Origin of the sequence: Fretibacterium sp. OH1220_COT-178 (genome assembly GCF_003860125.1) — a bacterium.
In the GTDB taxonomy this organism is placed as follows: domain Bacteria; phylum Synergistota; class Synergistia; order Synergistales; family Aminobacteriaceae; genus CAJPSE01.
On sequence record NZ_RQYL01000032.1, the window covers coordinates 1 to 21227 of the forward strand.

The 21227-nt window shown below is 61.9% G+C and carries 19 protein-coding genes; 15 read left to right on the forward strand and 4 right to left on the reverse strand.

Translation table 11 applies throughout. The annotated features are described in order from the left end of the window. Nucleotides 1–192: hypothetical protein (locus tag EII26_RS13470; RefSeq protein WP_233572731.1), on the reverse strand; the 192-nt coding region annotated here is incomplete at its 3' end. 152 nt (nucleotides 193–344) lie between these two features. Further along, nucleotides 345–1781, reverse strand: coding sequence for an MATE family efflux transporter (locus EII26_RS11455; RefSeq protein WP_158612301.1), 1437 nt, complete (start codon nucleotides 1779–1781; stop codon nucleotides 345–347). 270 nt (nucleotides 1782–2051) lie between these two features. On the opposite strand from EII26_RS11455, the gene EII26_RS11460 reads away from it, so the two are divergent. The 12 genes from EII26_RS11460 to EII26_RS11515 all read left to right on the forward strand — a co-directional run bounded on the left by EII26_RS11460 (nucleotide 2052) and on the right by EII26_RS11515 (nucleotide 16860). Beyond that, nucleotides 2052–3221: an amidohydrolase gene (locus EII26_RS11460; protein ID WP_233572732.1), complete on the forward strand. Its 1170-nt coding sequence runs from the start codon at nucleotides 2052–2054 to the stop codon at nucleotides 3219–3221. A gap of 144 nt (nucleotides 3222–3365) precedes the next feature. After that, nucleotides 3366–4880 carry an ABC transporter substrate-binding protein gene (locus EII26_RS11465; protein ID WP_158612302.1) on the forward strand — a complete coding sequence of 505 codons (1515 nt, stop codon included), beginning with the start codon at nucleotides 3366–3368 and terminating at the stop codon, nucleotides 4878–4880. A 398-nt stretch (nucleotides 4881–5278) separates the two neighbouring features. Continuing rightward, nucleotides 5279–6208, forward strand: a complete 930-nt coding sequence (nikB, locus tag EII26_RS11470) for a nickel ABC transporter permease (protein WP_124889301.1) — start codon at nucleotides 5279–5281, stop codon at nucleotides 6206–6208. Nucleotides 6209–6220: 12 nt separating this feature from the next. After that, the gene (nikC, locus tag EII26_RS11475) at nucleotides 6221–7111 is read left to right on the forward strand and encodes a nickel transporter permease (RefSeq protein ID WP_124889302.1); all 891 of its coding nucleotides are present in this window, start codon (nucleotides 6221–6223) and stop codon (nucleotides 7109–7111) included. Between the two features lie 27 nt (nucleotides 7112–7138). Beyond that, entirely contained in the window at nucleotides 7139–8134 is a 996-nt protein-coding gene (locus EII26_RS11480; RefSeq protein WP_124889303.1) for an ABC transporter ATP-binding protein, read from the forward strand. Nucleotides 8135–8147: 13 nt separating this feature from the next. Next, entirely contained in the window at nucleotides 8148–9149 is a 1002-nt protein-coding gene (locus tag EII26_RS11485; protein ID WP_124889304.1) for an ABC transporter ATP-binding protein, read from the forward strand. Nucleotides 9150–9223: 74 nt separating this feature from the next. Further along, on the forward strand, nucleotides 9224–10456 hold the full coding sequence (gene pepT, locus EII26_RS11490; protein WP_124889305.1) for a peptidase T: 1233 nt from the start codon (nucleotides 9224–9226) through the stop codon (nucleotides 10454–10456). A 379-nt stretch (nucleotides 10457–10835) separates the two neighbouring features. After that, nucleotides 10836–12671, forward strand: coding sequence for an NAD(P)-binding protein (locus tag EII26_RS11495; protein WP_124889306.1), 1836 nt, complete (start codon nucleotides 10836–10838; stop codon nucleotides 12669–12671). Then, nucleotides 12665–14386: an NADH-dependent [FeFe] hydrogenase, group A6 gene (locus EII26_RS11500; protein WP_124889307.1), complete on the forward strand. Its 1722-nt coding sequence runs from the start codon at nucleotides 12665–12667 to the stop codon at nucleotides 14384–14386. The genes EII26_RS11495 and EII26_RS11500 overlap by 7 nt, the downstream gene beginning before the upstream one ends. A 98-nt stretch (nucleotides 14387–14484) precedes the next feature. Beyond that, nucleotides 14485–15432: an ABC transporter substrate-binding protein gene (locus tag EII26_RS11505; RefSeq protein WP_124889308.1), complete on the forward strand. Its 948-nt coding sequence runs from the start codon at nucleotides 14485–14487 to the stop codon at nucleotides 15430–15432. Between the two features lies 1 nt (nucleotide 15433). Further along, a complete protein-coding gene (locus tag EII26_RS11510) occupies nucleotides 15434–16171 on the forward strand; it encodes an ABC transporter permease (protein ID WP_158612303.1) in 738 nt (245 codons plus the stop codon). A 32-nt stretch (nucleotides 16172–16203) separates the two neighbouring features. Next, complete coding sequence (locus EII26_RS11515; protein WP_158612304.1) at nucleotides 16204–16860, forward strand: ATP-binding cassette domain-containing protein; 657 nt, start codon at nucleotides 16204–16206, stop codon at nucleotides 16858–16860. 235 nt (nucleotides 16861–17095) lie between these two features. Here the strand turns inward: EII26_RS11515 and EII26_RS11520 are convergent, their stop codons facing one another. Further along, on the reverse strand, nucleotides 17096–17914 hold the full coding sequence (locus tag EII26_RS11520) for a carbon-nitrogen hydrolase family protein (RefSeq protein ID WP_124889311.1): 819 nt from the start codon (nucleotides 17912–17914) through the stop codon (nucleotides 17096–17098). A gap of 254 nt (nucleotides 17915–18168) precedes the next feature. On the opposite strand from EII26_RS11520, the gene EII26_RS11525 reads away from it, so the two are divergent. From EII26_RS11525 to EII26_RS11535, 3 genes are all read left to right on the forward strand, one after another. Continuing rightward, complete coding sequence (locus EII26_RS11525; RefSeq protein WP_124889312.1) at nucleotides 18169–18657, forward strand: flavodoxin family protein; 489 nt, start codon at nucleotides 18169–18171, stop codon at nucleotides 18655–18657. After that, nucleotides 18654–19286: an NAD(P)H-dependent oxidoreductase gene (locus EII26_RS11530; protein WP_124889313.1), complete on the forward strand. Its 633-nt coding sequence runs from the start codon at nucleotides 18654–18656 to the stop codon at nucleotides 19284–19286. The genes EII26_RS11525 and EII26_RS11530 overlap by 4 nt, the downstream gene beginning before the upstream one ends. 110 nt (nucleotides 19287–19396) lie before the next feature. After that, nucleotides 19397–19996, forward strand: coding sequence for a Type 1 glutamine amidotransferase-like domain-containing protein (locus tag EII26_RS11535; protein WP_124889314.1), 600 nt, complete (start codon nucleotides 19397–19399; stop codon nucleotides 19994–19996). Between the two features lie 212 nt (nucleotides 19997–20208). On the opposite strand, the gene EII26_RS11540 is transcribed toward EII26_RS11535, so the two are convergent. Beyond that, nucleotides 20209–21105: a dihydrodipicolinate synthase family protein gene (locus EII26_RS11540; protein ID WP_124889315.1), complete on the reverse strand. Its 897-nt coding sequence runs from the start codon at nucleotides 21103–21105 to the stop codon at nucleotides 20209–20211. Nucleotides 21106–21227 lie beyond the last annotated feature (122 nt).

The window sequence follows — 21227 nt, forward strand, 5'->3', positions numbered from 1 at the left end:
AGACAAAAGACTCGCGACTGCGTTTTTCGGACATGGAGTCGGCATGCCGCTCTCGTCGGTATCGGAGATACCGGCGGGGGTATGGGGCGAAGCCCCGTTCAGATCCGGAGCAGGCCGACGATCCCACATTTCAGCAATTAAGATCCCTCCATAGAACGAGACAAAAGACTCGCGACTGCGTTTTTCGGACATGGAGTCGGCATGCCGCTCTCGTCGGTATCGGAGATACCGGCGGGGGCATGGGGCGAAGCCCCGTTCAGATCCGGAGCAGGCCGACGATTCCGGGGTACGGCAAAAATTCCCTTCCCTCTATATTCCATACTATATTGTACACTTTTACGGTTTTACGGAGCGGGGTCCTTGTCCTCCGGGGCCATGGTCCGCCTCAGGCGCCGCAGGACCAGGGCCAGGAAGGCCGCGGAGACCATGGTGCCCAGAAGGGAGGCGACGGACTGGAACCACCAGATGTGCCTCGGCGCAAACCAGAGGAAGAACAGCCAGGCCGCGGAGATCCGGAAGACGATCGAGCGCAGGATCTGGACGATCGTTCCGTAGAGCGACTGACCGATGCCGACGAAGAACGCACCGACGAGGATCATGAACACGCTGCACGGGTAGGACGGGACGGAGGCCCGTATGGCCCGGACGGCCATATCCGCCGTCTCCGGCGGGGGCCGGAAAAGCCCCAGAAAGAGGTGGGGCCAGACGTAGATCACCGCCCCTATGGAGCACATCAGAATCATCCCGAGCAGAAACGCGGAACGAAGGCCCGCGGTCATCCGCGCCAGGTCGCGCCTGCCGTAGTTGTAGGCGATGTAGGGGATGAGGGCCATGTAGAGTCCGAAGAGGAAGTTGAACGCCAGGTCCTCGATCCTCAGCCCAAGCATCCAGGCGGAGACGGCATGGTGGCCGTAGTTCGTCAGGATCCTGTTGGTTCCCCCCATGCCCAGGGCCACGCTGGCCGTCGTCAGGGCGATCGGGATGCCGATGCGCAGAATGGGTCCCCACCAGGCGGTCAGGTCCGTCCTGGGGTGGAGCAGGGGCGGCACGGGAATGGCGCTGATCCGCGGCATCTTTCTCAGGAGGTAGAGCACGGAGACGACCCGAGCGATCCACGTCGCGATGGCCGCGCCCGAAATGCCCCAGCCGAACCCGAAGATGAGGAGGGGGTCGAGGATCAGGTTGACCGTGTTCGCCAGGGCGATGGCCTTGAAGGGCGTCAGGGTGTCCCCCTGCGCCCGCGCCGTGGTGTTGGCGATGTAGGTGTAGCCGCCGAAGGGCAGCATGATCGGGATCCACAGATTGTAGAGCCAGCAGAGCCGCAGCAGCTCCGGGTTGCCTCCCGCCCCGATCGCTCCGAATACGGCCCCCGATACGGAGGGCAAAACCATCGGCGTGGAGAGGAGGCAGATGAGGTAGAGCAGGGCCAATGCGCTGCGCGCGATGTGCCGGGCGCTGGCGGGATCGTGGCGCCCCAGGTGCCGGCCCATGAGGGCCGCCGCACCGCCGCCCACGCACTCGAGGGTGGCGAAGATGCAGAGGTTGACGGGCAGGGTGAAGGACATGGCGGCCATGGGGAGCTCCCCCAGCCAGGAGACGAAGATGGTGTCCACCAGAGCCAGGAGGCTGTTGAAGAAAAAGAGCCCCACGGAGGGAACGGCCAGGACGACGAGCGCCCTCATGGGGTTGTCGTTCTCCAGGTCGGCGCGGCCGGCGAAAAGGGATGTCCGGGAACGCGAAGGTGGGGAGGCGGCCTCCCGGGTTCTCGATGGCATCGTCATTCTGTATCCCTCCTCCCGGAACATCAAAATATAATCGTCCGCCCTTCCGTCGCCCCAAAGGGGAAAAAGAGGCGATTTTCGGGGCCAGGCCATTATAGCGCATCGCCGCGCGCAGAGGGGCCGGTCGGCCGCATCCCTTGACGGAGTGTCGGAACGATGCGCTATAATACGAACGTTGTGCCCGAGGACGAACGTTGCATTTCGAGCGGATGGAGAGAGCCGAGATTTGAGGATGCCGTCCCCGGGCCGAGCGACGAGGGGGTTGAGTGTTTGAGTTCCGAGAACAGGAAGTATCTTGTGGGCGCGGAGGTCTGGACGGGTGCGGGAGGGCGCCTGAAAAAGGGCGTCGTCGCCATTGAGGGAGGGCGCATCGCCCAGGTGGGGGAGGACGTTCCGGTTCCGGCGGGGGCGGAGGTCGTCGACCTCGCGGGACGGTTCGTCACACCAGGATTGATCGACGCCCACGTCCACATGGGGACCTACAACGAGGGGTTCCCCGAGGCGATGCAGGACGCCAACGACATGGTGGAGCCCGTCCTGCCCCAGCTGCGCATTCTCGACGCCCTCTACCCGGAGGACACGTCCTTTCCCGACGCCCTGTCGGGCGGCGTGACCTGCGTTCAGTCCCTGCCCGGCAGCGGCAACGTCGTGGGGGGGCAGGGCATGGTGGTCAAGACCAGGCCCGATATCGTGGAGCGCATGGCGGTCCTGCCCTGTTCGGGCATGAAGGCCGCGTTGGGGGAGAACCCGGTGCGCGTCTACAGCGCCAAGAACAAGCTGCCCAACACCCGCATGGGGAGCGCCTGGCTGATGCGCGACGCTTTCGTCCGCGCGCAGAACTACCGCGCCCGGCGCGACGCCGCGGCGAAGAAGGGCGACCCGTTCGACAGGGATCTGGGGCTGGAGGCCCTGCTGTCCGTCCTTGACCGCGCTATGCCCTTCCGGGTCCACTGCCATCGGCTGGACGACATCCAGACGGCGGTCCGCGTCTCCGAGGAGTTCGGGCTGGACTACACCATCGAGCACTGCACCGAGGGGCACCTCATCGCGCCATGGCTTGCGGAGAAGAAGGTCCGCGCCGCCGTCGGCCCGACGCTGTCCTCCAAGCCCAAGATCGAGCTTCGCAACAAGTCCTGGGATACGCCCGTCACGCTTTGGCGGGCGGGGGTCCATTTCTGCATCATCACGGACCATCCGGTCATCCCCATCGAACACCTGATCGTCTGTGCCTCGCTGGCCGTCAAGGCCGGCCTGCCTCCCGACGAGGCCCTCAAGGCGGTGACGCTCTATGCCGCCGAACACCTGGGGCTGGAGAAACGCCTGGGCTCCATCGAGCCGGGCAAGGACGCCGATCTCGCGGTCTGGGACGGCGATCCCCTCGACGCCCGTACGCACGTCGTCAAGACCTTTATTGACGGAAACGAGGTCTACAGCCGCTGAGGCGGCGACGGTCCCGTCGCGTTTCGTTCCGAAAACCCCAGGGATCGGCCTTCGCTTCCCGGAGGCACCCGTTTCCTTGCATCGTCCGTTTTGTCTTCCATCTCCCCGGCTTCGGGGGGAAATAAGAAAGAGGAGAGGATAGTTTTGAGGAAGAGCATTTTGGCACTGCTGGCACTTGCGCTTGTTCTTTCCCTCGGCGGCGCCGCGTTTGCCGCGAAGGACACGCTGGTCGTCGCCGACCAGTACGACGCGACCACGCTGGATCCCATCCGCCACAACGACTACCCCAGTTCCCGCGCCTGTCACCAGATCTACGATACCCTCATCTTCCTGAACGACGACGGTTCCTTCCGCCCCGGCCTGGCCGAGAAGTGGGAGTTTGTCTCCGGGACGGCCTACAAGATGTACCTCCGCAAGGGCGTGAAGTTCCACAACGGCGAGGAGCTGAAGGCCGTCGACGTCAAGTTCTCCCTGGAGCGCGCCACCACCGAGCTGGGCGCCCAGATCAAGACCTACTCCCAGGACCTCAAAGAGGTGGAGATCGTGGACGACTACACGGTCATCCTGCACCTCAAGAAGGAGAACTTCCCCTTCTTCGCCTCCCTCTCCCACAGCTGGGGCTCCATCGTGAACAAGAAGGAGGTCGAGGCCCAGGGCGAGAACTACGGCACCCCGGCGGGAACCGCCGTCGGAACCGGCCCCTTCAAGTTCGGGAAGTGGGACAAGGGCGACAAGTACACCTTCGAGCGCTATGACGACTACTGGGACGGCAAGGCGCAGTACAAGACCCTCGTGGTCCGCTCCATCCCCGAGCCCACGGCCCGCACCGTCGGCCTCGAGACGGGCGAGGTGGACATCGCCTATCCCACCACGACCACGGAGCTCAAGCGCGTCGAGGAGAACCCCGACCTGGTGCTGCAGCGCAAGCCCCTGGCCTCCACCACCTACATGGGCTTCAACACCACGAAGAAGCCCTTCGACGATCCTCGGGTCCGCCAGGCGTTCAACGCCGCCATCGACACCGTGGGCATCCAGAAGGCCGTCTTCCGCGGCGTGGGCAAGACGCCCCGCACGCTGATCCCGTCCAACATCAAGTACTCCATCAACGACGAGATCCCCGAGCACAAGCGCGACCTCGAGGCCGCCAAGAAGCTCTTCGCCGAGGCGGGGGTCAAGACCGACGGCTGGAAGGTCCAGATCTGGACCAACGAGCGCAAGGAGCGCGTCGACATGGCCACGATCATCCAGGCGCAGCTTCAGGAGCTGGGCATCACCGCCGAGATCAAGGTTCTGGAGTGGGGCGCGTACCTCGACGGCCTGAAGAAGAAGGAGCACGACATGTTCCTGCTGGGCTGGGGCCTCTCCGTTCCCGACCCGGACTACGCCGTGGCCGGCCTGCTGGAGACCGGTGCGGGCACCAACTACACCTTCTTCAGCGACGCGAAGCTGGACGAGCTGCTGGCCAAGGGCCGCGCCATGTCCGACGGACCCGAGCGCGCCCAGGTCTACAAGGACATGCAGCTCTTCATCAACGAGCAGTGCCCGATGCTCTTCCTGCACAACGACGAGTCCCTCGTCGGGGTCCAGAAGAAGCTCAAGGGCTTCAGCAGCAGCCCGTTCGACGTCCACACCTTCTACACGGCCTCCTTCGAGGAATAGCGGATCCATCCTGAAACTTCGTTCAAATCCGGAGCGTGCCGCTCCGAAGGGCTTTTTGGACGGCGGGGAGGGATTTCCCTCCCTGCCGTCCTTGTCTGAAAGCCCGAGAGCCTTATTCCAATTCCAAATCAATCGTATGCCTCGCCGTCCTTGCTCGCCTCGGCTGCTGCGCAGGCCTTCGGCCCGGCTTACCGTCGCGTACGCCCGATAAAGCTCCTCTGCGCGATTCGCACAGCGGATGAAACAACCAAGTGATCGACACGACTCGCTACGCCCGTTGGTCGCCTGCTTACCGTTACGTTCCGCTGGCTTGCCGCTCATCGTCTACGAATGATTGAGAAACGGAAATTTTTGTCTGGTTAGGTTGAGTTCGTTATGGAAAGGAAGGATATTTCACGATGCTACGATACATCGTCCGCCGTGTCCTCTTCCTGATCCCCGTGCTGATAGGCGTGGCGTTCTGCGTCTTCACGCTCCTCTACTTCACGCCCGGAGACCCGGCGCGCATGGTGCTGGGCGACCTGGCCACGGAGGAGGCGGTCAAGGAATTTCGGGACCGGGAGGGATTGAACGACCCCTTTCTGGTGCAGTTCGGAAACTACATCTGGAAGGCCGTGACGAAGGGCGATATCGGCCGTTCCTACATCACCAAACGGTCGGTCGCCCAGGAGATCATGGCGGCGTTCCCCGCCACGCTCAGGCTGTCCGCCTTCGCGATGATCATCGCCATCGTCATCGGCATCCCCTGCGGCATCGTCTCGGCTATCAAACAGTATTCCTGGTTCGACACCTTCACGATGATCTTCGCCATGATCGGCCTGTCCATGCCGGTCTTCTGGCTGGGACTCCTGCTGATCCTGCTCTTCTCGGTGCACCTGCGCTGGCTGCCCTCCTCCGGCTTCTCCACCTTCAAGGCCATGATCCTGCCCTCGGCCGCTCTGGCCGCCCAGTCCATCTCGATGGTCACGCGCATGACGCGCTCCTCGATGCTGGAGGTCGTCCGCGCGGACTACATCCGCACGGCGCGCGCCAAGGGGCAGAAGGAGTCCGTCGTCATCTGGGTGCACGCGCTGCGTAACGCCCTGATTCCGGTGGTTACCCTCTGCGGGCTTCAGTTCGGCCATCTTCTGGCGGGGGCCATCCTGACGGAGTCCATCTTCGCCATCCCCGGGGTCGGCCGCCTCATGGTCAACTCCATCATGCAGCGCGACTACCCCATGGTCCAGGGCGGCGTCCTCTTCATCGCCGTGACGTTCAGCTTCGTCAATCTCCTGGTGGACCTGCTCTATGCCTATATCGACCCGCGCATCAAAGCGCAGCTCAAGTAAGGAGGAGGGACGATGAATATGGAACGCTCGATCGATGTTCCCGAGCTGACGAAGCGCCGCCGCCGCGGACCCCTCCTCGAGGTGCTGTTCCGGCTGAGCAAGAGCCCTCTGGCGATGTTCGGCCTCGCGATCATCCTGTTGCTGATCTTCTGCGCCATCTTTGCGGACCTCATCGCGCCCTACGACCCCGCCAAGCAGGACCTGATGCGCATGTTCGAGACCCCGTCCGCACAGCACTGGCTGGGCACGGACGAGTTCGGCCGCGACATCCTGAGCCGGCTGATCTACGGCGCGCGCGTCTCCCTGCAGGTCGGATTCATCGCCGTGGGCATCGCCCTGGTGGTGGGCGGAATGCTGGGGGCGACGGCCGGCTACTACGGCGGCTGGCTGGACAACGGCATCATGCGCGTGATGGACGTGCTGCTCTCCATCCCGCAGACCCTGCTGGCCATCGCCATCGTCGCGGCGCTGGGGCCCAGCCTCATGAACCTGATGATCGCGGTGGGCATCTCGGCCGTGCCGAACTACGCCCGCATCGTACGCGGCTCCGTCCTCTCGATCCGCGGCATGGAGTTCATCGAGGCGGCGCGGTCCGTCGGCAGCTCCGACCTGCGCATCATCCTCAAGCACATCATCCCGAACAGCATGGCCCCGATCATCGTGCAGTCCACGCTGGGCGTGGCCTCGGCCATTCTGAACGCCGCGGGGCTCTCCTTCATCGGCCTGGGCATCCAGCCGCCCAATCCCGAGTGGGGCGCCATGCTCTCCGGAGGACGCCAGTACATCCGCGACTTCCCGCACCTGACGCTCTATCCGGGCCTTGCGATCATGTTCACGATCCTCGCGCTGAACTTCCTGGGCGACGGCCTGCGCGATGCGCTGGATCCGAAGCTGAAGCGCTGACGCGGGCGAGGGGAGGAACCGAATTCAATGGACAACAAGAACAAGAAGGACCTGCTGCTGGAGGTCAGGGATCTGACGATCCAGTACGTGACGGACAGCGGTACGGTGCACGCGGTTGAGGGCCTGAACCTCCAGCTGGGCCGGGGCGAGACCCTGGGCTTCGTCGGAGAGACGGGCGCGGGCAAGACGACCACGGCGCTCGGCATCATGCGCCTGATTCCGTCGCCCCCCGGAGTGGTGCGGTCCGGAGAGATCCTCTTCGAGGGGGAGGACCTGCTGAAGAAGAGCGAGGCGGAGATGAGGTCCATCCGCGGCGGGAAGATCGCCATGATCTTCCAGGACCCGATGACGAGCCTCAACCCCGTCATGACGGTGGACAAACAGATTGCCGAGATGATCAAGCTGCACCGGAACGTCTCCGATGCGGAGGCGCTGAAGCAGGCGGGCGACATGCTGGAGCTGGTGGGCATCCGGCGCGAGCGCATGCACGACTACCCGCACCAGTTCTCCGGCGGAATGAAGCAGCGCGTGGTCATCGCCATCGCCCTGGCCTGCGACCCCGGGCTTTTGATCGCGGACGAGCCGACGACGGCGCTGGACGTGACCATCCAGGCCCAGGTGCTGGAGCTGATGAAGAAGCTGAAGCAGCAGTTCGACGCCTCGATGATCCTGATCACGCACGACCTGGGCATCGTCGCGGACATCTGCGACAAGGTCGCGATCATGTACGCGGGGCGGGTGGTGGAGTACGCGGACAAGCGCTCCCTCTACAGCAACCCGCTGCACCCCTACACGATAGGGCTCTTCAAGTCCGTTCCGGACCTGGAGGAGGACGTCGACGAGCTGGCGGTCATTCCGGGCCTGATGCCGGATCCCATGGACCTCCCGTCGGGCTGCACGTTCCATCCGCGCTGCTCCATGGCGGAGGAGAGCTGCTCCCGCGTCCGTCCCGAGGCGGTCGAGCTGGAGCCGGGGCATTTCGTGGCCTGCCCCGTGCGCGCCCGAATGCTGGGCAAGGCCTAGGGAGGTGCGGACGATGATGGACAACAACAGGCCCTACATTCGGGTCGAGAACCTGAAAAAGTATTTCAGCACCAAGCGCGGCATGCTGCACGCCGTCGACGACGTCAGCTTCGACATCAAGAAGGGCGAGACCCTGGGGCTGGTGGGGGAGTCCGGCTGCGGCAAGTCGACGCTGGGCCGGTGCCTCATCCGCCTTCTGGAGAGCACGGCGGGCAGCGTCATGCTCCAGGACCGAGGCGGCGACGGCTACACCGACGTCACGAAGGTCAGCGCCTCCACGATGAAGGAGCTGCGCAAGCGCGTGCAGATCGTCTTTCAGGACCCCTATTCCTGCCTGAACCCCCGGCTTTCCGTCTGGGAGCTCATCGCGGAGCCCCTGATCGTCAACGGCGTCTACAGCGACAGGGGGGCCATGCGCAAGCGCATCCGCGAGCTGATGAGCACGGTCGGCCTGGCGGAGCGGCTGGAGAACAGCTACCCGCACGAGCTGGACGGCGGACGCCGCCAGAGGATCGGCATCGCGCGCTCCCTGGCCCTGAACCCGGAGTTCATCGTTCTGGACGAGCCGGTCTCCGCGCTCGACGTCTGCATCCAGGCCCAGATCCTGAACCTGCTGAACGAGCTGCAGCGCGAGTTCCACTACACCTACGTGTTCATCTCGCACAACCTCAGCGTGGTGAAGCACGTCTCCGACCGCATCGCGGTGATGTACCTCGGAAAGATCGTGGAGCTGTGCGACTACAAGGAGCTCTTCGTGACCCCGCTGCACCCCTACACCCAGGCGCTCCTCTCCGCCATTCCCGTGGCGCGTCTGGACGTGCAGAAGGAGCGCATCATCCTGGAGGGCGACGTCCCCAGCCCCATCGAGCCGCCGGACGGCTGCCGGTTCATGGGGCGCTGCCGCTACTGTCAGGACGTCTGCCGCCGCGAGACTCCGGAGCTCAAAGAGCATCTGCCCGGGCACTACGTGGCGTGCCATTTCGCGGGTGATCTCAAGGAGTCGGCGAGGCCCTAGCGCCTCCGTTTCCTTTCATCCAAGCCGCGCGCATTCGGCGCGCGGCTTCTCTCGACAAGCAAGGAGATTTCGGCATGTATTCGACGCTCGAACGTTTTCTGAAGTACGTGACCTACGACACCCAGTCCGCCGTGGAGGCCGATACCGTACCCAGCACGCCGGGGCAGCTGGTTCTGGCCCGGGAGATGGCCGAGGAGCTGCGGCAGCTGGGGCTGAAGGACGTGGAGGTGACGGAGCACGCCTACGTCACCGCGACGCTGCCCGGCAACACAAAGAAGAAGGTGCCCGCCATCGGGTTCATCGCGCACCTGGACACGGCCACCGAGCTGACCGGCAAGGACGTCAAGCCTCGCGTCGTGAAGAACTACGACGGCGGCGACGTCGTCCTGAACGAGGCGGAGGGCGTGGTGCTCTCGCCGCGCGACTTCCCCTTCCTGTCCGACTACAAGGGGCAGGACCTGGTCGTTACGGACGGGACCACCCTGCTGGGCGCGGACAACAAGGCCGGCATGGCCGAGGTGATGGGGGCCGTGGACTACCTGGTGCGGCATCCGGAGGTGGAGCACGGCGACGTCAAGGTCGCCTTCACCCCCGACGAGGAGGTTGGGCACCTGGCGAAGCTGCTGGACATCGAAAAGTTCGGAGCGGACTTCGCCTACACGCTGGACGGAGGCCCGGTGGGCGAGGTCTGCTACGAGAACTTCAACGCGGCGAACGCGACGGTGCGGATCTTGGGGCGCGCGGTCCATCCGGGCACGGCCAAGGGCATGATGCTGAGCGCGGTGACGATGGGGCACGAGTTCCTGTCGCTGTTCCCGGCTGCGGAGACCCCGGCCACGACGGAGCGGTACGAGGGGTTCTATCACTGCACGAACTTCGAGGCGGGGACCGAGCGCGCGACGCTGCGCTTCATCATCCGCGACCACGATTCCAAAAGGTTCGCGGAGCGCAAGGCGTTCATGGAGAAGGCCGTGAACTGGATGCGCGACAAATACGGCGCGGACCGGTTCGAGCTGGAGATGAAGGACCAGTACTTCAACATGGCCGACAAGCTGGCGGGCAACATGCACGTGGTGGAGACGGCGATGGAGGCGATGCGCGAGCTGGGCATCGAGCCGCAAATCATCCCGATGCGCGGCGGCACGGACGGAGCGGCGCTGTCCTGGCGCGGGCTCCTGACGCCGAACCTGTTCACGGGCGGCCACAACTACCACGGCCGCTTCGAGTTCATCCCCGTCCAGGCGATGGAGAAGGCCACCGAGATGGCGCTCAAGATCCTGGAGCTCTACGTCAGAAAGGCCGGTTGATTCGGATCGATTTCACGGCGAGGCCCCCCGCGGGAGATGCGGGGGGCCTCGCCCTTTCCGAAGCGCTTCCGATAACGGCGGTTCCGCCGCAGCGCTCGGAGGGACCGCTGTCCCCCTTGCGGCCGTTTCCCGAAGGCGACGTCGGAGTGTCGGTGCTGCCGGTGCCGGCGGGGGAACGGCCGTCTGCATCGGGGAATAATTTCACGGGATCCTTTCCCTCCGCCATGTGGGAAAGCCTAAAAAGTGGTACAATAAAATCGTCTTGTAATTCAGTCTGTTTTGAGGGTCCGAATCGGACGTTCGATCGTTTTGTCCGCAAGGGAGAGGCGGGCTTACGACGAATGTCGGTCTTCCTGTCCTGCGTCGAGGGGGGATAAAAATGAGTCGGCTCAGCATCGTGACGAGAAACAAAGCGCAGACGACCGTCGAGACGTTGTACAAGGATTTGGAACGGCGCATCGTCGCCAGCCCTCCGGGGCTCTGCCCCATCGACCTCGCCTCCTCATTCCTCAAACTGTGCCACGCACAAACCTGCGGAAAGTGCGTTCCCTGCCGCATCGGTCTGGGGCAGCTCGAAAAGCTGCTCGAGAAGGTCCTGGACGGGACGGCCGACCTGGAGGCCGTCGACCTCATCCGGCGCACGGCGGAGACGGTCTACCACTCCGCGGACTGCGCCATCGGCTTCGAAGCCGCCCTCATGGTCCTGAAGGGGATCGAGGGCTTTCGGGACGACTACGAATCCCACATCCTGAGAAAACGCTGCACCTTCGAGCTGGAGCAGCCCGTCCCCTGCGTTTCGCTGTGTCCTGCTGGCGTGGACATCCCCGGCTACGTCGCGTTGGTTGCGGAGGGGCGCTATGCCGACGCGGTGCGCCTGATCCGCAAGGACAACCCAATGCCGGCCGTCTGCGCCCTGATCTGCGAGCACCCCTGCGAGACCCGCTGCCGCAGGAACATGGTGGACGACGCCGTGAACATCCGCGGGCTGAAGTTCTATGCGGTGGAGCACGCCGGAGAGGTCCCCGTGGGGCCGAACTCGCCCGCCACGGGCAAGCGCATCGCCGTCGTGGGGGGAGGGCCCAGCGGCCTGTCGGCGGCCTACTATCTCGCGCAGATGGGACACGAGGTGGAGATCTTCGAGCAGCGCGCCAGGCTGGGGGGGATGCTGCGCTACGGGATCCCCAACTACCGGCTTCCCCGGGAGCGGCTGGACCGCGAGATCGCGACGATCCTCTCGACGGGAGTGGGGGTCCATACGGGGGTGGTCGTGGGCAAGGACGTCTCGCTGGAGCAGCTGAGGGAGGAGTTCGACGCGGTCTACATCGCCATCGGGGCCCAGGGAGAGAAGACGATCAACATCGAGGGCATCGACGCCGAGGGCGTGGTTTCCGCGGTGCGGCTGCTGCGGAAGATCGGGGACGACGAGTATCCCGACTTTTCGGGCAAGAATGTGGTCGTCGTGGGCGGGGGCAACGTGGCCATGGACGTGGCCCGTTCGGCCGTGCGCCTGAAGGCGGACAAGGTCAGCGTCGTCTACCGCCGCAGAAGGGTGGACATGACGGCCATCGACCAGGAGATCGAGGCGGCCATGAGCGAGGGCTGCGAGGTCTACGACCTCTACACGCCTCAGAGGATCGAGGTGGACGAGAACAATCGCGTTCGGGCCCTCCGCATCCAGCCGCAGATCATCAGCAAAATTCGGGGAGACAACCGTCCCGGTGTGGCCAAGGCCGTCCGGGAGGCCCTTCGAATCCCCTGCGATCTTGTGATCGTCGCCATCGGCCAGGGCATCGAGTCCAAGGAGTTCGAGAAGAACGGAATACCCGTGAAGGAGGGAAGCATCGCCTCCCTGAGCTGCGCCGGAATCGAGGGGGTGTCCGGGATCTACGCGGGCGGCGACTGCGTCTCCGGACCTGCGACCGTCATCCGGGCGATCGCCGCGGGCAAGGTGGCCGCCGCAAACATCGACGAATATCTGGGCTTCAACCATATCATCGAGACGGACGTGGAGATCCCCCAGCCCAGCCTGGCGGACCGGATCCCCTGCGGCCGCGTGAACCTCAGGGAGAGGGATGTGGCCTCCCGCATCGGCGATTTCGACGAGGTGGAATGTTGCATGACCGAGGAGGAGGCGTCCCAGGAGTCGCGCCGTTGCCTGCGCTGCGACCACTTCGGGTTCGGGGTCTTTAAAGGAGGGAGGACGCTCCGATGGTAAGCCTGACGATCGACAACCAAAAGATCGAGGTCCCCGAGGGGACCAGCATCATGCGTGCTGCGGCGATGCACCACATCGAGATCCCCCACCTCTGCTTTTTGGAAGGGCTCAACGAGATCGGAGCCTGCCGCATCTGCGTCGTGGAGATGGAGGGCATGGAGCGCCTCGTCACAGCCTGCAACAATGTCGTGGAGGAGGGGATGGTGCTCTACACGAACAGCCCGAAGGTCCGCGAGACCCGCAAGGTGAACATCGAGCTCATCCTGTCCCAGCACAATACGCGTTGTGCCGTCTGCAGCCGCTGCGGGAACTGCGCCCTGCAGTCCGTCGCGAACGACCTGGGGGTCATCGATCCCCCGTATGGGGAGGAGCTTCCGCCCTTCCGCTGGAATCGTGATTTTCCGCTGATCCGCGACGCACAGCGCTGCATCAAGTGCATGCGCTGCGTTCAGGTGTGCGACAAGGTACAGGGGCTGAACGTTTGGGACGTATCGCAGACGGGATCCCGGACCACGGTGGACGTCTCCGGCAATCGGTTGATCGAGGAGTCGGACTGCTCCCTCTGCGGACAGTGCATCACCCACTGTCCTGTCGGTGCGCTTCGGGAGCGGGACGACGTGCAGAAGGTCTTCGACGCGCTGGCCGATCCCGAGAAGGTCGTGGTGGTGCAGATCGCCCCCGCCGTCCGCGCGGCCTGGGGGGAGTCCCTTGGGGTTCCCCGCGAGTTCGCGACGGTCAAACGGCTGGTGGCGGCCCTGCGCAGGATGGGGGTGGATTACGTCTTCGATACGGTGTTCTCCGCGGATTTGACGATCATGGAGGAGGGCAGCGAGTTTCTTGAGAGGCTGAGAAACTCCGAGCACGAGACCTTCCCGATGTTCACCTCCTGCTGCCCGGGCTGGATACGCTTCGTCAAGTCCCAGTACCCGGACATGATCCCCCAGCTCTCCACGGCAAAATCGCCCCAGCAGATGTTCGGTGCCGTCACGAAGAGCTACTATGCCGATCTGATGGGCATCGATCCGAGGCAAATCTTCAATGTCTCCATCATGCCCTGCACGGCCAAGAAGTACGAGTGCGGCGTCGGGGTCATGAACGACGCCGGGGCGGGGCCCGACGTGGACGTGGTGCTGACGACCCGCGAGGTCGCCCGGCTGATCCGGGCGGAGCACATCATGGTGGAGCATCTGGAGGAGGAGGAGTTCGATTCCCCCTTGGGCACCGGGACGGGCGCCGGCGTGATCTTCGGCGCGACGGGCGGCGTGATGGAGGCCGCTCTGAGGACGGCCTATGCCATCGTGATGGGAAAGAACCCCGATCCCGACGCCTTCAAAAACGTGCGGGGCCGGCAGGGATGGAAGGAGGCCACGTTCGGCCTGGGGGACCGGGAGCTGAGGGTGGCGGTCGCCAGCGGCCTGGGCAACGCAAGGCGCCTCATCGAGGCCCTCCGCAGGGGAGAGGCGGCCTACCACTTCGTGGAGATCATGGCCTGCCCCGGCGGGTGCGCGGGAGGCGGCGGACAGCCCATACACGACGGGTACGAGGCCGCGGGGGATCGGGCGGAGGTCCTCTACGGCCTGGATACGGTGAACGAACTGCGGTTCTCACACGAAAATCCCGCAGTCATCCAATGCTACGAGCGATACTTCGAGAAACCGCTCTCGCACCGCTCTCACAAGCTGCTGCATACCGACGTCGCCAAGTGGGAGCTCTAGCCCCTGATGGGCTCTTTTTGCCCGCCTTCGTCCGGAGGCGTCCCCGAGGAGACGCCTCCGACTATTGAGCTCCCGGAAACCAAGGAGGTCTGTAGCCCATGTCATTCTCCATAGTCGGAAAAATCCGCTGTCGTGCCGTTACGGCACTTTTCCTCCTGTTCGCTTCGTGCGTCCCGGCAAGTGCGGAGCGGCCGCTGCTTCTGGTATCCCCCGGCCCTCTCATCCTGCCCGCGGTGGGCCTGGCCGACGAGGGCCCGATCGGAATGGAGCTCTGGAAAAGCCAGGAGGAGGCGATTGCCCGCCTGATTGCCGGAGAGGCTTCGGCCGTGGTCCTGCCCATGACGCTGGGGGCCTCGATCGCGGGGAGGACGGATGTCGTCCTGCTGGGGGTCTTTCGCGAACGTCTGTTTTTTCTGCTCTCTCGAGAGCCGCTCGGCCCCTCGGGGCCCGGCTCTCTGAAGGGCTCCGAGCTGCTCTTGGCCCAGGGACGGGGAACGGTTTTGGATTTTTTGGTGCGATCCGTGCTCCTGAGCCGTGGGCTGGACCCCGACAAGGACCTCCGCCTCGTCTACGCTCCGGCCCCTGAGGCGGCCATGCTCTTCAATCAGGGCAAACATTCCCTGGCCGCGCTTCCGGAACCCTTCGCCACCGCAGCCCTGTCGGCGGGCGGGGTCCGAACGGACCTCCAGGAGGCCTGGGGCGAGGGGGGCGGCCAAGCGCCCCTCCCGGTGGCCGGGGTCTTCGCGCTGCGCGGATACGTCGAGGGAGCTCCCCGCGATGCGGCCCTGATCGTCGAGGCGCTCTCCCGTTCCTCCGCCTCTTTTGAGAAGGACCCGAAAGGGGCCTGCGAGCGCGCGGCTCGGTTGCTGAACACCAAGACGAACGCCCTCGAAAGGGCCCTTCCCCATATCACGATCGCCTTCGAGAGCGCCATCGCGGCCTCGGCGGATGTCGCCGCGCTCCTCTCGGATTTCAGGAGGGCCGTTTCCGTGGACGCATACCCCCTTCCGGGGCCGGAGTTCTATTACGCGCCGAAGACCGAGTGAGATGAGCCGCTGCCTCGTCTTTCTCGCCGTCGGTTTCCTCTGGTGGTGGGGTGCGAGCCTCGCGGGCTCTCCGTTGCTGTTGCCTTACCCTCAGGCCGTTCTTCAGCGGTTTCTCGAGATGCAGGGCTGGCCGCTGTGGTCCGATGTCCTTCATTCGGGGTTCAAGGTCTTGGCCGTCCTCCTGATCGTCGGGTTCCTGGGGGTATTTCTGGGGGTACTCCTCGGCCTGAATCCCAGACTCTACGAGGCGATCAGGCCCCTGGTGATCTCCATCCAGGCCGTTCCCGCGATCTCATGGCTGGGGGGAGTCGTCCTTGTCCTTGGCACGGGCTGGAGGGCTCCCGTCCTGATCGCCGTCCTCGTCTTCCTCCCGACCGCGCTCTTCGTAACGGTCTCGGGGGTTCAGGGGCTGGAGCGGGAGATCCTGGAGATGGCCGAGGTCTATGGGGTCCGGGGATGGAAGCGTTGGCGATATCTGTATGCCGGTGCTCTGGTTCCCTGTGTTCGGGTCGTGGTCGAAACGATCGCGGGGGGAGCGTGGAAAACCGTCCTGGTAACCGAGTATCTGTGCGGGAGCAGCGGCGTGGGCGTGCGCATCGCCTGGGCCAGGCAGACCGCGGATGTCGAGGCCGCCTACGCGCTGTCGCTGCTGGCGGTCCTCCTCGGCCTGGGCTGCGAATTCCTGCTGCGCCGATCGGCCGAGGCCTTGGGACGACGATGGCGTCTGTACTCCACGTAAGGAATTTGGGCGTCGCCTTTCGGGGGCGATGGGTGCTGCGAGGGTGGAATCTGACGTTGGGCAGGGCCGAACGCATCGGGCTCATCGGCCCCTCCGGATGTGGGAAGACCACCTTTCTCCGCGCCCTTACGGGACTTGTCCCCCCTTCCGAGGGCGATGTCCTGATGAGCGCCTCACGGCTGGGGTACGTCTTTCAGGAGCCCCGTCTGATTCCTTGGCTGGACGCGAGGCGGAATCTGAGCCTGGTCTCCGACCGGGAGCCTGCGGACATCCTGACGCGTCTGGGGTTGTCCGGGGCGGAGCGCCTCCGGCCCCACGAGATGAGCGGTGGGATGCGGCAGCGCCTCAACCTGGCGCGGGCGCTTCTGACGGACCCCGACCTGCTGCTCCTGGACGAGGCTTTTTCCGCCTTGGACGTCGCCCTGAAGCTGAGGCTTTTCGAGGACCTGAATGCCCTGTGGCGATGCCGTCGTTTCGCCTTGATCGTCGTCACGCACAACCCCAGGGATGCGCTCCTGATCGCCGACCGGCTCTTGCTGCTCGGCGGAGAGCCGACGCGGGTTCTCCGGGAGGTCCTTGCCCCGCCATTGGCCCGGCGTTCATATTTCAGCCCGGAGGTTGTGAAGGCCGAGGCGGAGATCCTGAGCTTTTTGTCCTCAGTGGCCGGACAGGACCCTTCCGAGGGCTGACGCCTTGAGGGCACCGGCCGTGGTGGGACAAAGTCGCCCCCATTCCGCCTCGCGCAATCCTCCATGAGCTCCTTCATCGCCTCGTCGTCTCAAAGGTTTGAGGCGTTTTAACGCGCTTTCGGTCCCGCTGGGGCATCGGCAAAGAAAGTCGAGACGAAGCGATTTCCCCCATTTCCCCGCCTTCAGGCGGAGCGCAGTCGCTTCCCGGGGCCGGGGGAGGCGACCTGTCGTCCGTTCACCATCTGTAGGCCTCGGGCCGACGGTTGGGGAGGCTGGGGAGCTGGGTGCGTATGGCTTCGACGTAGTCCGTATCGATCGTGGCGTAGACGACGCATTCGCGGTCCTCGGCCGTCGCGATCACCGTGCCCCAGGGGTTGATGACCATGGAGCGGCCATAGGCCTGGAACGCCGGTTTTTTCCCAATCTGTGCGGGGGCTACGACGTAGCATTGATTTTCGATGGCTCGGGTTCGGAGGATGGGCTCCCAGTGGTCCTTTCCGGTAAACAGCGTGTAGTTGGCGGGGACGAACATAACCAGGGCGCCCCGGAGCGCCATGATCCGATAGAGTTCCGGAAAGCGCATGTCGTAACAGATGGATAGGCCCACTTTACAAAATTCCGTGTCGCAGACCGCGATGTCCTTTCCGGGCTTTCTCGTGTCCGATTCCCTGGTAGAGGGGCCATTTTGGATCGCGACGTCGTAAAGGTGAATTTTTTCGTACCGCCCCACGATCTCCCCGGACGGATTCATCAGGAGGGACGTATTGTACAATTTTTGTTCCCCCGGAATTCGCTCTCCGATGCTGCCGCAATGGAGCCAAATTTTGTGTTCCCTGGCTTTCTCCGAAAAAAATTCCGTGGTCGGACCGGGGATGCTCTCCGCGTTCGAGAGGGCTCCCTCCTTTTTTCCGATGAAGTCGATGTTCTCGGGTAGGGCGATCATCCGGGCTCCATGCTTCGCCGCCTCGTCGATGAGTTTGCCGGCCTTGCCGAGATTTTCTCTCTTGTCGTCCTGCGTGTCGATCTGTATGGCGGCAATCGTAAAACGGCTCATGATTTTCTTCTCCTTCTCTGGTAGATTGTCAATCCAAACGCAACAGGTAAATTGAAAAAGGCCCCATTTGGGGTACGAAAGCCGAGATGCCTCTGGGACGCAATTGACTCGTTCCGTCTTGCCGTTGGTCTTGGGGGTCGCCGGGCGGCAAATGTTCATTTCGGGCGGCTCCTTCTCGGGCTTTCCCCTCCTACAAGCTTACTTGGCTTGTAATCACCCCTAAATTATCCTACAGTTTATGGGAGCAAATGAAAATGAAGCTTATCGTAACAGATCTTGAAAATTTTAGTGTCCCGATAGAAGGAGAATATAAGATCATTCAGCCCAAGGGCGATATTCGTCATTGTATTGGTTGTTTTGGATGCTGGGTAAAAACGCCGGGTAAATGTGTACTGCATGACGGTTACGAAGAAACAGGAAGGGACATGGGGAATTGTTTGGAATTGATTTTGGTGAGTCGCTGTTGTTACGGCAGTGTCAGTCCTTTTGTAAAAATGGTACAGGATCGGGCCCTTTCCTACATCCATCCGGATTTTGTTATACGAAAAGGAAAGATGCGCCATAAACGGAGATATAAAAATATCATTACCATGTCGTCGCACCTCTACGGCGAAAATATTACCGATGTAGAGAAAGAAACAGCCAGAAGACTGTTGAAGGCAAACGCAGATAATTACGATGGTTTGGTAAAAGATGTTTACTTCTACGAAACGGCGGAAGAATTGGAGAACGTTGTTTTATGAAAATTGCGTTAATCGATGGGAGTCCGAAAGTAACCAACAGTACCAGTAGCGCGCTCTTAGGAGACTTAAAAGAATATCTGGCGGAAAAGACAGAGATCGTAAACTTTGGAGTTCATTCATCTGAAATCTCCAAAGAAGCAATTGAAGAATTGGCAAAAACAGATGCATGGGTGTTTGCGTATCCTCTTTATTTGGATGGGATTCCGGGACATCTGCTGGCTTGTTTGATTCAGTTGGAAGAAGCATGTATAAACAATCCACAGATACATATTTATGGCATTGCGAATTGTGGTTTTTATGAGGGAATACAAGCCGAGTTAGCGCTAAAACTTCTGCAGAATTGGAGTTTAAAAGCCAGTTTTATATGGAGCGGCGGCATTGGCGTTGGCGGCGGCGGAGGATTGGCAATGATGCCAAAGCTGAACCCCGGACATGGGCCAAAAGCGCCGATTGATAAGGCATTGGCAGACCTTTCGGATGTTGTCATGAAGGGGGAAGTGCAAGAGAATAATTATGTATCCGTTGCATTTCCGCGCTTTTTATATAAATTCGGAGCGCAAATGGGATGGCGACGAATGATTAAGGCAAACGGCGGAAAAGTCAAGGATTTGGGGAAAAAGCCGGAATAGGTATGGCACAGGATTGTCGTTGTAAGGGCTTGGCGATTGATAGAATGGAAGATCAATGACATGGCAATATATATTAAAGAGAATATTTCTTTGATATCTGGGAGGAATCTATGAGATTATTTTTGTGTTCTCACTTTGCAGAAGTAGGATCTTTCTTAAAAGGGGAGGTGGCTGGAAAGAATGTTGTTTTTGTACCAACCGCTTCAATAAATGAGAGTTATAAGGGGTATGTGGATTCGGCACGAAAGCAATGGCAAAAGATGAATGCGAATATCGCAGAGGTTGAGATTTCAACGGCACCAATAGATGCAATTCATAAAGCCTTTGAAAGTGCAGATGTTATTTATTTTACTGGTGGCAATACATTTTTCCTGATTGACCAATTGAAAAAAACAGGAGTCGATGAATTAATAAAGAAGCACCTAGATGATGGGAAACTATACGTGGGAGAGTCGGGAGGAGCAATAGTTTGTGCGAAGGAGCTTTCGTACATAAAGCCAATGGACGAAGTGCCTGAAGATTTTTCGCAAAAGGACTATTCAGGGTTAAATTTGATTGATTTCTATGTAGTTCCTCATTACCTGTGTCCTCCATTCGAAAAATGCTCTCAACAGATTCTTGATGAGTATCCCAATTTGAATATATGTGCACTCAATAATTCGCAGGCGATTTTAGTTGAAAACGGAGAGAAAAGAAAGCTGAATGTATAAAAATTCTCGCCTGTCAAATAGGTTTGTTTTTTAGAGAAGCGATTGGATAAAAATCCAATCGCTTCTCCATTTTGTCATTTTGATTAAAAAGTCCTTGTCAAGCGGCAACAGGCGAGGCGAAAAAGTATTTTTTGAACGCACCGGGGGATACTGCATATCCACTGCATAGAAAAGATGCAACCGAGCGAAGCTTGCTTCAGCTGTCTATCGGCTTACATGGGCTCTTGCCCCTCGGTCAAAATTGCCCTTATGGCCTCCACCTGACGCTCGTCCGGCGGAAGCAGCGGGAAGGCCGAGTGCGCCGTCATTTCGAACCCGTTCAGGACCATGGCCTGCTTGATCGCAGGGATGAAGGGCGTGCAGACGTCGTAGATCCGCATCAGGCGATTGATGCGCCTCTGGCACCGGGCGATCTCCCCGCAGTCCCCTCCAAGGATTGCCCGCAGCCACGCGGCGCACAGCGCGGGGTCGACGTTGCCGAGGCCGCCGATGCACCCGGCGCCGCCGGACAGGATGTTGTGCGCCAGGTTTTCGTCGAACCCGCTGTAGATCTCGAATTCGGGAAACTCCGGCAGCAGCGTGTTCGCCAGCTCGCGCGTGTGCCCCATGAAGGCGATGGAGTCCTTGTAGCCCACGATATTGCTGTGTTTTCGGGCCAGGGTCAGAGCCACGGAGGGCTTGAGGTCGTACCCCGTCCGGGCCGGAAAGTTGTAGAGGTAGACCCGAGCCGGGGTGGAGGCGGCGAGCCTGTCGTAGAAGAGCTCCACGCTTGCGTCGCTCAGGTCGAAGTAGTAGGGCGTGATGGTCATCACGGCCTCCACGCCCTGAGAGTGGGCGTAATTGCTCAGTTCGATGCAGTCCTCCACGCGCATGGCGCTCGTCCCGACGATCAGCTTGCAGCGGGTCCCAATGTGCCGGGCCGCGCTGCCGACCATCCGCTTCTGTTCGTCCATGGGGATGGCGTAGAACTCCCCGATGCTGCCCAGCAGCACGATGCCGTCGACCCCGCCCGCGATCAGGCGGTCGTAGATCCTCAGGTTGGCCTCCTCGTCCACCCTGCCCTTCGGGTCGAACGCGGTTACGGTCGGAACCAGAAATTGCGGCTTCATCACGAATCCTCCTTCGTTGTCAGAGCTCGGGCGATAAGGGCAGAGGAACGACGTATTGGGGGGTGCCATGCCGCCCGTCAAGGATGCGGTCTCCACTGCGGAAGCCCGGAGAGTGATTCTTC

Coding starts and splice junctions, on each gene's coding strand:
- EII26_RS11455 (WP_158612301.1), bottom strand. CDS start 1,781: ATGACGATGCCATCGAGAACCCGGGAGGCCGCCTCCCCACCTTCGCGT.
- nikB (WP_124889301.1), top strand. CDS start 5,279: ATGCTACGATACATCGTCCGCCGTGTCCTCTTCCTGATCCCCGTGCTG.
- nikC (WP_124889302.1), top strand. CDS start 6,221: ATGAATATGGAACGCTCGATCGATGTTCCCGAGCTGACGAAGCGCCGC.
- EII26_RS11480 (WP_124889303.1), top strand. CDS start 7,139: ATGGACAACAAGAACAAGAAGGACCTGCTGCTGGAGGTCAGGGATCTG.
- EII26_RS11485 (WP_124889304.1), top strand. CDS start 8,148: ATGATGGACAACAACAGGCCCTACATTCGGGTCGAGAACCTGAAAAAG.
- pepT (WP_124889305.1), top strand. CDS start 9,224: ATGTATTCGACGCTCGAACGTTTTCTGAAGTACGTGACCTACGACACC.
- EII26_RS11495 (WP_124889306.1), top strand. CDS start 10,836: ATGAGTCGGCTCAGCATCGTGACGAGAAACAAAGCGCAGACGACCGTC.
- EII26_RS11500 (WP_124889307.1), top strand. CDS start 12,665: ATGGTAAGCCTGACGATCGACAACCAAAAGATCGAGGTCCCCGAGGGG.
- EII26_RS11505 (WP_124889308.1), top strand. CDS start 14,485: ATGTCATTCTCCATAGTCGGAAAAATCCGCTGTCGTGCCGTTACGGCA.
- EII26_RS11510 (WP_158612303.1), top strand. CDS start 15,434: ATGAGCCGCTGCCTCGTCTTTCTCGCCGTCGGTTTCCTCTGGTGGTGG.
- EII26_RS11520 (WP_124889311.1), bottom strand. CDS start 17,914: ATGAGCCGTTTTACGATTGCCGCCATACAGATCGACACGCAGGACGAC.
- EII26_RS11525 (WP_124889312.1), top strand. CDS start 18,169: ATGAAGCTTATCGTAACAGATCTTGAAAATTTTAGTGTCCCGATAGAA.
- EII26_RS11530 (WP_124889313.1), top strand. CDS start 18,654: ATGAAAATTGCGTTAATCGATGGGAGTCCGAAAGTAACCAACAGTACC.
- EII26_RS11535 (WP_124889314.1), top strand. CDS start 19,397: ATGAGATTATTTTTGTGTTCTCACTTTGCAGAAGTAGGATCTTTCTTA.
- EII26_RS11540 (WP_124889315.1), bottom strand. CDS start 21,105: ATGAAGCCGCAATTTCTGGTTCCGACCGTAACCGCGTTCGACCCGAAG.